This is a genomic window from Gordonia sp. NPDC003429 (assembly GCF_053588575.1).
Window position 1 is genome coordinate 1 of record NZ_JBSFQF010000033.1, and the last position, 11,883, is coordinate 11,883.

Below are 11,883 nucleotides of genomic sequence, written 5' to 3' on the forward strand. Positions count from 1 at the left end.
GGACCCGCCCACATCACGCAGGCTCACACCGCAAATCCGACCTACATCTTGGGGTCAGTAGAACCTGTTTCACGCACCGCCAATCCGGAAGAGCCAACAATCCGGGCCTTGTCGCGCGACACCAGGAGCGCGAGCGTCGAGTGGCCAGGGCAACCGCTACCGCAGGACCTGCAGCCGATGCCAGGGGATTCCGCCGAGATCGTCGTAATCCCATCTCAGACCGGCGTCGCGGTAGGTCGCCCCGATCGCAGGCCCCGACGCCGCATTGTCCCGCTCGAAACTCACGCTGAGCGGGGCCCCACCGCGATCGATGACGTACGCGCCGTAGATCTGTAGAGCCTTCGCCACCGACCGCTCCGCGGAGGACAGCCGGAGCGAATTCAGGTCCAGCCGCGGATCCAGCCGTAGGCGCGCACCTTCAGGTATGCAATCCGGTCGCGTCGACCGTCCATCGGTCTTGAGAGCCGGCGCCCGGAACACCGCAGCACACACGTTGTCAGTCTGGACGGCGAGCGCATGGGGAATATTGCCCTGACCGATCTCGTCGACGCGGATCACACCCGCCAGGCGAGATGCGCCCGACCCGGTGCTCGCCCCTCCCCAGCCCGAACCGTCGAGGTTGTTGACGGCACCCCAGCTGGCGACCCACGTCCCGGCGATGTGTCGGGCCTGCCAGAACTCGTAGACCTTACGCGAGGGCTCGTCGATCACGACCATCGCGCCGTCCGAGCCCGCATGTGGTGTCGCGCCGACCGGGATCGGCACCCCCCCCCCCCGCCCTGGAGCGGACAGGGCCCGGCGTATGGAGCCGTACAGCGAACCGAATACCGCGGCGTGGAGGCTCCGGCCTGATAGATCGGGATGCCATACTGGTCCAGGTTGGCGTTCATCGCATTTCGTCGCGCTGCCCAGCCGATCATCGCCCCGCTGTTGGGGTCGACCGATGCTTCGGCGCCGATAGGCGTACGCCACGGGCTGTTCGACGCGAAGGACTCACTCGCCGCACGGGCCACAGGCGGATTTGCGCAGGCCAGGATGCCAAGGCTCAGCGTGAGTAGCACCGCCGATGACGTGGTGGTTCGTCGCCAACCCATCGCTGTGCATCCCATCGTCAGTTGCCGTCGCGTGTGCATGGCCACGGACGGTTGTGAACCCCGCGTCCACTGAACGGGACCAGCCTACCGATCGCGGACACCGACATTCAGACCCGTGTCGGCGGTCGGGCAATTTTCCCTGGTTGATGGGGTTGTCCCTTATGTAATCAGGTACACCTCAAATGCCGCGACGCACCGATCAGCCTACTGACCCGTAGTTGCGCAACACAACCCGGTCGATAGCGGTGGACGCTCGCTCAAAATGCGAGCTCGTTCGATCGCGAATGACTGCGATGCCATACAGGAGCACACACATAAATACCGCGGCCACCTCCGCGGCACCTGTACGCGAGTCATTTCCGATTGCCAAGGGCACGAGCACCACCCCGACACAGAGCGTGACGAAACAAGCGAGACTTCTTCGTCCGATCGCCTCGATGGGACGAAGAATCCGGTCCGCTCCGTGCCGCACCGCCCAGCAGATCAGGAAATACACGAGGACGAATACCATGAACGCGGTCATCAGCCGGCCAATCCCTAGATTCTTCTTTGCGAACAGGACGGTGCCGACTTCACTATCGCTGGTGAGGGCGCCTGTCGCCATGACAAGAACGAACGCAAGCGCGGTGATCCATACCGCGCTGGCTCTCAAGATGACCGGCCGCACCGAGGCCCAGTACCAACCGGCCAGCATCCCTCCTGTGAACAGCAGCTGCCAGGTGAGCGCATTGAAGGCCGCTTGTTCAGATGGACGGTTCGGAAGAGCTCCGTGCCCGGTCATGCTACCAAGCGAATACATAACAAGGGACAGGGCAAGAACTACCCATCCCTTCCTGGCTCGCAGCAGAGGAACCCACACGAAGGTCAGCGCAACCATGACGACATAGACAGAAAGAATGTCGATGTTCGTAGGATTGATCTGCAAGGTCGTCAGCCACCACACCGCGGTCGAGATCGGGACACACAAGTGTGGCAAGTGTGTCGCGTCTCCTACGACGGCACCGACAATGATGGCCAGGACGACGAGCGCGATCTGCGTCGAGTACAGCAACGCCAAGCGCTTGAACTGCCTGCGGCGCACCGCTTTCGCACCGAGAGCATTCGAGCTTCGCCGGTATACCATTCCCATCACGATCCCCGAGATCAATACGAATCCCGATGCGCCATCGAAGACCGGGATCGGATGGAGAACAGCCCAAAGGACGCTCCCGAGAGCGATGTGGGCGACCGCCATTGATACGATACATCCGCCGCGAAAGATATCAATCGAGGCATCGCGCGTTGATTGCATAGAGTAAACCTCCGCAAGTCATCCACCGTGTGCTATTTGCTGACGCGTGCTCGCTGTTCGAGTAAATGCGATCACGTCACGGCTGTAGCAACCGATGGGTATTTGCGCGATTACCCTAAGGCCTCAGCGCCCAGAACATGCGATCAATCGGGACCTATCAAGACAATTCGCTCTGGCGTCACACGACCTTTGAGAGCGTCTGCCAAAGCCATCATATTGCCTTTGAGCCTGCGCCGCCGCGCAAGCCGATCCCGGCCGATCTGGGCCAAAACAGCATTCTTCACGATCGGGCGCCACGCATGAAGTACATGCAATATCGTGAAGGTTCCCTTGCGGTAAAGATAGTAGGGATTCATGAATTGCGAGTATCCGTAACGCGTGTGTGCCTCTCGTCCGCCCGATTTGACACCACGGTGCACGATCACACAGTCGTCGACTTGGTCGATCCGTCCGTAGCGCAGGAGCCGCTGCGCCAGGTCCTTGTCCTCGAGCCACGAATAGAGTGGAAGCCGTTCATCAAATTTCTCATCGGCAGCCATCGATCGATTGACGGCGAAATTGCATCCATACAGACTGTTCACCTTGTGGTGCGCAGACGTACGTGCCGCCTCCACACGAGATGCCGCTATCTCCTCGTGCGCAACGTCTTCGGCGATCTCCTCACCGTCCGCGCCGTCCAGGAGGACTCGTCCGGTGAGAGCGACAACCTCGGGATGGCGACGAAAGTGGCCTATCGCCTTCTCGATGTAATCTTCCCGTATCACGGCGTCATCGTCGAAGAAGAACAGAAACGACGCATCAGGAACCACTGCCATCGCCGCATTCCTCTGCGCAGCAGCGCCTTTCGCGTACGCAAGGTGCACGTCTTCGGGCAAGCCTCCCGACGGCAGGCTTGCGACGTCCGGTACGCACACGACTGTCGTGTGCGGGGTGTCCAGGCGATTCAGATTGTCGAGCACGTCGGCCAGCAAGTCCGGACGACCCGCGGATGCCATGATCACAGCGACAGCATCATCGCTCGTGGTGTTCGCGCTCGGGTCATCCACTGTTCAGCTGCTCCTGCTTGATCTGCGCGATCACCGTGGCAAGTGTGGGAGCCAACCGATCTGCGATCTCCGCGTGCCCGAGGTCGTTGGGATGGACCTTGTCCGAACCGATCAGCTTGGGGTCCTGTAGCCAGCCGCTGGGATCGACAAACGTCGCTCGATGTCTCGCAGCCACCGACCTGAGTTGTGCGTTGATCTTTGCGATCCCGTCAGGAGGGTTAGCACCCGCGAAGTGTGCGCCGACAACGACAATCGCAGCTGACGGCGCCCTTTCACTCACCAGATCAAGCGTCTTGTCGGCGGCTGCACCGACCTCGTCCGCCGACGGCAGATCGTTGCGGCTGCCGAAGACAATCACCACCTGACCATCTCCGCCAACACCCTGGGCCTCGTCGACGAATGTCACGTCGGTTGGTCCAGGGGTGACGTACCCCGAACCCGGGGCCGCGATGGGCCGCAGTTGGAGATCGACGTTCTCCGAACGAAGCTTTCGCTCGAGCACCTGGGTCCAGTTGTTGCTGCCGGCACCCCCGAGTGCTGTGCCCGCGGTGTAGGAGTCGCCGATGACATATCCGGGTACGATTCTGCGTTCGGTGACGGATGCATCCGCTGCCGACTCCGAATCGTCGCCCTTGTCGGCCTTGACCGCGAGGACAAAACACACGACGATCACCGCCACGAGCACCAAACCGACGATCGCCTGAAAAACATATGAACGGGCTTTCATATTTGCCACAATTCGTCCTCGTTGGTAAATGCCTGCTCATCCAGCTAATCGACTATGACGGTATCGCGATATCGCCGACGCCACCACCGACGGTGATCTCTTTGTCGGCAATCTCACTCAATGCGTTGCCTGCAACTGTTCCGCTGGCGACATTGTCGATCACGATACCCTTCTGTACGTACATGATCGAATTACCGGTGACCGATAGTCCCGACAACTTCGAGTCGATTGTGATACCGACCGACCCGACGCCCGGCACCCTCCCGGCGACCTGGTTGTTCGCGATGACGATGCCATTCGTGATTCCGTTGACTTTGTCGCTCACCGCGATCCCACTCTCCCGGAAGTTCTCGATGCTGTTGTCGGTGATCAACAGAACCCCGGTCTCGATACTCGCAGTCGGACGGATCATGACGCCCGTGCTGAGCGAGCCCTCACCGTTGATCTTGTTGTTCACCATCCTCATTCCGCCACCGGACTCCCACCAGATGCCGGAACCACCGACATCCGGGGCCTTGTTTCGCTCGATGGTATTGCCACTGATCGATCCGTCGCCCGCATCACCGCGCGCAGCCTGAACGTTGATACGGATACCCGCCGCTCCGAACTCGCGAAAGGACGAGTCAACGACGGAGTAGAAGCCGGAGCGGATCTCGAGACCGACGTCGAATCCCCTGATGCGCGAGTATCGGATCTGGGAGAACCAACCCTGCACCCGGACTCCCGTCGTGTTCACAGCCCGCCCTTCGCCGACATGGCCGATCTCGATGCTGTCCAGCACGGATGCGTTGCCCTCCAACGTGATAGCGACCCCCGCGCCTCCATCGAACTCAATCCGCGATCCCGAACCATCAAGGCCGCGAACACCCATGAGTGTGGTGGTACGTCTCGCGGTCAGCGCACGGGTCACTCGATAGCCACCAACCGGAAAAAAGACAACGCCGCCGTTTCTGGGCACTGCATCGAGCGCCGCCTGGACAGCATCAGTGTCATCACTGCGGTAGTCGCCCCTCGCGCCGAACCGTGTCACATCGATCGAGGTAGGGGGAAGAAGACGGGGATAGGACATGGCTGCGGTCACGGTCTCGGTGGGGCCGGGCACCATCGGCCGCGACTCGTCCACAGGTGAGCAGCCTGCGACTATCGACAGCGCCATCATCGCAACGGCAGTGCGCAGAAGCGGCAGAAGCGTTCTCAATCGCAGCCACCCGATCTCAGGCGATCGCCCAAATCTTGGAGAATCCCACTGCAGGGTCGCGGGTTCCGTTCTTCGCGAACACCTCGAAGGTGGCATACGGCCCCAACCATTTCGCGATTCGCGAGTCGCGAATGGTCGCGAATGAACCGTCGGGCAACGATACCTGTGCTTGCTCGCCGTTGATTCGCACCGCCGTGTGCAGAGTCACGGCGCGATCAACGGCCAGTGGTGTGAAGAACCTGCCCTGGTCGATGACCTGCAAGCCGGGATATTGTCCCGGCGGCCAGACGCCAAACCACCACTGAGTCGGAGTGATGACCAGATGTACCGGTAGGGGCGGCTCTTTGCCGTTCTGAGAGACAACGAGCGCCATCGCGCCATCGTCTCCCCCGCCATCGCGTGACCAGAACCTCCAGTCTGCCCCGATCTCACGTATCGGCGCACCAAGATTGGAAGTTGTGTAATACCCCGCCACCCCGGCCGGTGATGCCGGCGCATTGGTGAGCGTGCCATCGACCACGCGGAGCCGAGCTCCCGGATTGCTTGGTGGCGCACCATACTCAACCGCTGGACCTGAACCGAACATCCTGGGCGGGCGGCCGTCAGGCAGTGTCGAGAAGTCGATCTCGACTCGCCGTCCGACGGTGGTGGTCTCCGTCGAGTCACCAGCACTCGAACCACAGCTCGCCACCAGAGCTGCCACACCCGTGACGACCACGATTGCCGCATAAGCGCGACAAGCATTGACCCACAGCGGACGCGCGGTATCCCGAATTCTGTGCACCGACGTCACGCGCACGGCTTGCCGTGCGCGAAGTCGCCGGCGTTCGCGACACGCGTCGGGATCTCGTGATCATCCAGCGCAGGGTCGTCGCTGATGCCCAGCGACTCGAGTTGACGGGCCTCGGACAGATCCTTCTCCGTGCGGCCGAGGGAAGTTCCTGGGCCTGAATCGATTTCGGAAATCCATTTGGCTGGCGTTCCCGCGTAGAGACCCTGCCGACCAGCGGCCGTGCTCTTTGCGAGCAATGTGGCCTGTGCCGCGACGATTGATCGTGGTGGCAGGTGCGTCCCGGTCAACAACACGCAGTTGGTCAGAAGCGCCGATCGCGCACCGAGCGACACCCGTCCAACGTTCTGCACTGGTTCATGGATGTTTGCCTCATGAGTAAGGATGGTGGTCCGGTGTCCGCCGATAACGGTGAAGTAGCCCAGTTCGACGGTACCGGAACAGTCAATATAGTGCCGACTGGTCATGACCGCCCCGTCGCGCATCCCCAGTGTTCCGGCACCGTCGAAATGCTCCTGATACAGCGGATGAGCCGAGATCCAGTTGAATGAGCCGATTCCGGCGTCTTTGCCCATCTTGAGAAGAGAGAGGCCACGAATTGTCGTGAAAGCACCGATCGACGCACCATCGGCGAGGTCGGCCCGCTTCAGCGAGGTCACCAGGCACGGACCGATCGTCGCCGTCGGCGCGATGGTATGCCCGAAGATCCGCAGGACGCGGTTCTTGGTCGCAGATGCCGGAAGCAGCCAGACAATCAGTTCTATCAATGCTCGCATCAGTGTCGATTCCTCCCGAATACCTTCGGACACAACGCCAACGGCGCCCAGAACGGACACACGTGCAGACCCGACCAGCATAGATGTACTCGGCGAATCCCGTCGTCGCGGAGTGCTACCTATGATCAATGACACAGAGGCCTCGCAGCGCTACCCGGGTAGGCGATCTGCTCAACGCGATCTCGGCCAGGTCACAAGTCTGAGCAGAACTTGCATTCGCCTCACTGACCTCAGGAGGTTCCTATACTCTCTCCCCATGTCTGGGAATACACCCCAACCCGAACCAACGCAATCTCATCTCCACTTGAACCGGCGGGCCCTGCTAACCGCATCAGCTGCCGCTGTCGGCGCTGCAGCGCTTGGTGTCAGAACGCCCACTCCCGCCAATGCCGCGAGCACTCTGTTCTTTGACGACTTCAGCGGCGCAGCAGGATCCGCCCCGGACCCGTCCAAATGGTCACACCATTTGGGCTCCACGGGGTACTCGCCGCCTGCCGTCTACATCGACGATCGCGCTGCATCTTTCGTGGACGGAAACTCCAACCTCGTCATCCGCGCGGCGCGTTGTACAAATCCTCCGTCGTGGTTCCCCTCGGCACAGTATCAATCGGCCTCGCTCACCACCCTGACGCACTTCTCGGCCGGTATGGACACCGCTTGGGAGGCGAGGATCAAGTTCGATCCTTCGCGTGGATGTTGGCCCAGCTTCTGGACCATGGGCACAAAGGGCGACTGGCCCCAGTGCGGCGAGGCCGACATCATCGAGGTGTACGGGACGTCGCTCGCGGGCTCCACAGTTCATACGCCCGTACCGCTTGTTGCGCAGACGTTCCAGGCTCAGAAGCAGATCAAGGTGGACAGTGCATGGCACACCTGGCGGATGGCGTGGAACAGCGCCGGATTCCGATTCTGGATCGATTACACGGCCGGCAAGGCCCCGTACTTCACTGTCCCCACGAACTCGCTTCCGTTCTGGCCCTTCTCCAACGCGAACCCGCTGATCATCAAGCTCCAGATGACGGTGGGTGGACCGACGGCCGAAGCTCCTATCGCATCTGAATTGCCTGTCGACATGCTCGTTGACTGGGTGCGCGTCACTACGCTCTGACGGCAACTGACCCATAGCAATCAGTCAATTCAGCCGCGATGGCAGACATGGAGAATTCACGTCTCACTCCTTCACGCCCGCGTTGGCCCATCCCCGCGGCCAGCCCTGGATCCTCGAGGAGGGTGCGGATCGCCGCTGCCAACGCCTCCGGCCGCGCCGTATCGACGACGACACCGCACTCTGTGCGCTCCACAAATGCGGCCAGCCCACAGTCGCGCATGACCACAACAGGCACGCCGACTGAACTCGCTTCGACCACCGACATTCCAAACGGTTCAGCTTCGGCGGGCAATACATAAACGGCCGCGCGAGCCAACCGGTCCAACACCGATGACGCCGGTACTGCCGGCTCACGCGCCAGGGCATCGGTCCGTCCCGTCGCAGCGACAAAATCTGCAATGATCCTGTCGACGCCTTCTGCCGCTCCTTCGTCCGGGCCCACGATGCGGAATTGCGCATTCACACCATCTGCCAGCAGCAACACCGCGGCGCGCGCGAACAGATCGGGGCGTTTACGTGGATGCAACCGAGCAAGGAAGACCACTTCGGGCGATTGGACCGTGGGGACCCTGACCACGTCGGTCACAGGGACACCATTCGGCAGAACCGCAGTTGCCGCCGACGGGGCAATCTCGTGAATACGCCACTCTTCATCGACGTTGAGGCAATAGACCAGCCGCCCGCGACGAAGTAGCGGTGCGGTGACGACGCGGTCGAAAATCCGAATCATCCTAGACCGCTTCGGAATGATCATCCCATGGCATTGGAGGACTATCGGCACTCGGGCGAGCACCGCAAGAATGGTCGCCGGAAGGGTGACAAGATCGCGAGAGAGATGGACATGGACTACGTCACAAGCGCGCATGTTGCGCAGCAGCCAAAGCAGCATGGTCAGGGAGTATGTGCCCGCGTAGCCTGCCCGTGGCACAGCGTTACGTCGCTCCAAGTGCATAGGGACACCGTCGATCTCAACGTCGCCTACGCCTAGGCCTTCAGACGTCGCAGCCAAGGTCACGGCGTGGCCGAGGCGGCGCAGTTCGGTGACCTGGTTCATCGCAACTCGCGTTGGGCCGCCATACGATCCGTCCTTGGCTGCGACCGACACGATGTGCAGTATTTTCAATGGCGCGCACCGGTTCTCGTCGAATGCCGTGGCCGACTGTCTTCGGATGCCTCGCCGTCCTCGTATGTCGTGGCGACGCTGTCCCGCTCCGGAACATCGGCCCTCGGAACTCTCCGCGTACGCCGCGCCAGCACGTAGTGGACATGTTCGAGACCCGTGTCGGCAAACGCCTGCGCTGCCTGCGCAAGATCGCCGGCTTTCGAAGCCTTCGCGATCACGATCATCACGACGGCGTCTACCAACCCACCCAGTTCACCCACCGTGGACGGGGCAAGAACCGGGCCTTGCACGACGATGAAGTCGGACTCATCCGTCCTCGGCCCGATGGCGGCACTGAACCGTGCCGGCGCGGTCAAGTCTGTGGTGAGTTTGTGCCAAAGATCTGTGGGAACGTCGTCGGTTCCGAGCAGCACTACTTTCGCTCCGCCGGCCACCAGTTCCTCGGCCAGACCGGCTGCGAGAACAGCGACCTGCACCAACCCCCGCTCCGTCAACGCTGCCACCAGGATTCGCTGCGTGCCCGCAGTGCGGTGGTCACGGACTATCGCCGCCACCAGCCCATCGATCGAGCCAGGCGAAAGGTCTACTCCCGCTCCTGACCTCGCCACAGATATCTCGGCGACAGGCTCAGCTCCGGTGAGCGCCCCAACATCTCGACCATCACGTACTTTCCGGTTGAAGCGCTCAATCGTCAGGGCGACGATCACGCCGACGATCAATCCGATGATGGCGGCGATGAGCACGGTGAGCATCGTCTCTGGATATACCGGTGAGGACTGAGCCGTGGCAGGCGTCATGAGGACCAGACGGGAGGTCGAGATCACAGCGCCCTGCGGTACCTCGACTCGGGAAACCGCGTCCGAGAGTGAGTCTGAGACGGCATTCACGATCTTGACTGCCTCATCCGGGCTGGAGGCAGTCGATGTGATTGTGAGCACAGCGGTCGCCGGGACGACGCTTGCGCTCACTGCGGAGCGCAGTTCCACCGACTCATCAAGCCCTGCTGCCGATCTGGCCGGTTCGAGGACAGCGTCGGAGTACACAAGTTTGGCGTATGAGACTGCGCGCTCCTGCGAACCCTTGGTGCTGTCGTATGTGCTCGAGGGCATCTCACGACTCCCCGAGCTAACGTACAGCGTTGCACTGGCCTCATACTTCGGAGTCTGCGACTCGCAGTAGACAAGAGCGCCGACCGCAGCGGCGACAACCACCGCGAGGACAACCAGCCATGACCGAACAATTGTCGAGATCGCGTTCCGTGGCGAAAAATAGCGCATACGTCGAGTGCCCCCAAGTAGCTTGATACACCAGTAAGTCGACCCAACCACTAACCGGGCGTGATAACAGATCCTACGCTAGAGTCACGGAGACGCAACCGCTGGCAGACCTTGCTCAAGAATCGGCTGACTTCGATACAACGCATTCCTCTGCTGGTCTTGCTCAACGATCCAGCGCCGACGACGCCTACCTTGAAGGAAGCCCTTCCGGTCGATCGACTTGCGTCGAGAGAGGAAACGCATGCCAATCGAGGGATCACCCCAACGCCATCAGCCGGGATTCTCCCAATACGTTGATATGACCATCCTCTGCTCTCGCGGAGCGATCGCTGCGCTCGTTCTTGCCGCATTCTCCACGACGTGGGGCGTCATGCATGTGAGTGTAATCCAGATCGCTGATTTGTTCTTGATTCTCGCGATCGGACTGGTGGGAATGATGACCATTTTCGGCGGGCTGCGATACCAAGTTAGGTGGTGGGTCTGGGCCCCCGCGACGGCGCTGTTGATCTGTGGCCTGGCACGAATGTTGGACCCAATACCGGACTACTACTTTGCCGATCGCTACCAGCTTCCTGAGGGCGTTCCGGGAGATCTCGTCAAGATCGTGATCTGGCTGCTCGCCGTGCTTGCCATACCTCTGTGTATTACGGCGTGCACAGCGATTGATTCACGTGTGCCTGAGTGGGTTGCGGTGAGCTACCTGGCAGGATCCAGCGTGTCCAGCCTGGTGGCGCTATCTGACCTTTCTGGACTGACAGCGATTTCAGGGTCGTTTGGGTACACCAACATCACACTTCGACAGACTGGACTCACCGCTCACCCCAACACCCTCGCCTTCGTCGCCATCGTCTCAATTCCGGTTGCGGGATACCTTTTGGGCTCGAATTCTCGGTTCAAACAGATCTTTGCCGCAGTCACGTTGGTGATCCTCGCGGGCGGAATCGCAGTGTCCGGTTCACGCGGCGCGCAAGCGCTTTTCCTACCAGTGGTGCTTGTCACTATTCTTGTTCAGCCCAGAACGCGACGGGCCGTTGTAGCAAAGAAGATCGGAATCGTTGCCTTGATCACAGCACTCGCGGGCGCGGCGCTACTCATTGTCGCCCTTCCCGCTTCTGCGATGACGGACCTCTTCCGGTTCGGCAGCGACAATGCCGGCGCCACCGGAAGCGATACCCAACGAACCACGCTGGCCGATCAAGGATTCCGCGATTTCGCCAATCATCCGTTCACGGGAATCGGTATCAAACATATCGCTGATGCGCACAATATCTACCTGCAGATGATATCTGCCGGTGGTTTGGTATTGCTGTTTGGCATGTTCGCTTTGTGGTTCGGCTGCCTGTCGGACGGTTGGCGTCTCACAACGCGTGGAGTAAGGCTGGCACCATTTCTGACCATTTCAGTTGGCTGTTGGCTCATCCTCGGGATGGTAGAGAATCCGATCACCGACCGC

At 61.0% G+C, this 11,883-nt stretch carries 11 protein-coding genes; 2 read left to right on the forward strand and 9 right to left on the reverse strand.

From position 1 onward, the window contains the following. Positions 1-156: 156 nt before the first annotated feature. The 7 genes from ACWDSI_RS20010 to ACWDSI_RS20040 form a co-directional block, all read right to left on the reverse strand. Complete coding sequence (locus ACWDSI_RS20010) at positions 157-765, reverse strand: hypothetical protein (protein WP_449757620.1); 609 nt, start codon at positions 763-765, stop codon at positions 157-159. A gap of 528 nt (positions 766-1,293) precedes the next feature. Further along, a complete protein-coding gene (gene opgC / locus ACWDSI_RS20015) occupies positions 1,294-2,385 on the reverse strand; it encodes an OpgC domain-containing protein (RefSeq protein ID WP_449757621.1) in 1,092 nt (363 codons plus the stop codon). Between the two features lie 143 nt (positions 2,386-2,528). Next, positions 2,529-3,431, reverse strand: a complete 903-nt coding sequence (locus tag ACWDSI_RS20020) for a glycosyltransferase family 2 protein (protein WP_449757622.1) — start codon at positions 3,429-3,431, stop codon at positions 2,529-2,531. Then, entirely contained in the window at positions 3,424-4,158 is a 735-nt protein-coding gene (locus tag ACWDSI_RS20025) for an SGNH/GDSL hydrolase family protein (RefSeq protein ID WP_449757623.1), read from the reverse strand. Before ACWDSI_RS20025 ends, ACWDSI_RS20020 begins: the two co-directional genes overlap by 8 nt. Before the next feature lie 52 nt (positions 4,159-4,210). After that, positions 4,211-5,356 (reverse strand): right-handed parallel beta-helix repeat-containing protein, encoded by a 1,146-nt coding sequence (locus ACWDSI_RS20030; RefSeq protein ID WP_449757624.1) that lies wholly within the window; start codon positions 5,354-5,356, stop codon positions 4,211-4,213. A 16-nt stretch (positions 5,357-5,372) separates the two neighbouring features. After that, positions 5,373-5,876: a hypothetical protein gene (locus ACWDSI_RS20035; RefSeq protein ID WP_449757625.1), complete on the reverse strand. Its 504-nt coding sequence runs from the start codon at positions 5,874-5,876 to the stop codon at positions 5,373-5,375. A gap of 269 nt (positions 5,877-6,145) precedes the next feature. Beyond that, positions 6,146-6,982, reverse strand: a complete 837-nt coding sequence (locus tag ACWDSI_RS20040) for an acyltransferase (protein WP_449757626.1) — start codon at positions 6,980-6,982, stop codon at positions 6,146-6,148. A gap of 244 nt (positions 6,983-7,226) precedes the next feature. On the opposite strand from ACWDSI_RS20040, the gene ACWDSI_RS20045 reads away from it, so the two are divergent. Then, the gene (locus ACWDSI_RS20045; RefSeq protein ID WP_449757627.1) at positions 7,227-8,030 is read left to right on the forward strand and encodes a glycoside hydrolase family 16 protein; all 804 of its coding nucleotides are present in this window, start codon (positions 7,227-7,229) and stop codon (positions 8,028-8,030) included. Here the strand turns inward: ACWDSI_RS20045 and ACWDSI_RS20050 are convergent. Further along, entirely contained in the window at positions 8,020-9,135 is a 1,116-nt protein-coding gene (locus ACWDSI_RS20050) for a glycosyltransferase (RefSeq protein WP_449757628.1), read from the reverse strand. The genes ACWDSI_RS20045 and ACWDSI_RS20050 overlap by 11 nt on opposite strands. A gap of 14 nt (positions 9,136-9,149) precedes the next feature. Beyond that, positions 9,150-10,430: a YveK family protein gene (locus ACWDSI_RS20055; RefSeq protein ID WP_449757629.1), complete on the reverse strand. Its 1,281-nt coding sequence runs from the start codon at positions 10,428-10,430 to the stop codon at positions 9,150-9,152. A 241-nt stretch (positions 10,431-10,671) separates the two neighbouring features. On the opposite strand from ACWDSI_RS20055, the gene ACWDSI_RS20060 reads away from it, so the two are divergent. Next, positions 10,672-11,883, forward strand: a 1,212-nt coding sequence (locus tag ACWDSI_RS20060; protein WP_449757630.1) for an O-antigen ligase family protein, incomplete at its 3' end; no start/stop codon positions are given.

Excerpts from the sequence above, each read along its gene's own strand:
- ACWDSI_RS20025 (WP_449757623.1), bottom strand. The coding sequence starts at position 4,158 with ATGAAAGCCCGTTCATATGTTTTTCAGGCGATCGTCGGTTTGGTGCTC.
- opgC (WP_449757621.1), bottom strand. The coding sequence starts at position 2,385 with ATGCAATCAACGCGCGATGCCTCGATTGATATCTTTCGCGGCGGATGT.
- ACWDSI_RS20055 (WP_449757629.1), bottom strand. The coding sequence starts at position 10,430 with ATGCGCTATTTTTCGCCACGGAACGCGATCTCGACAATTGTTCGGTCA.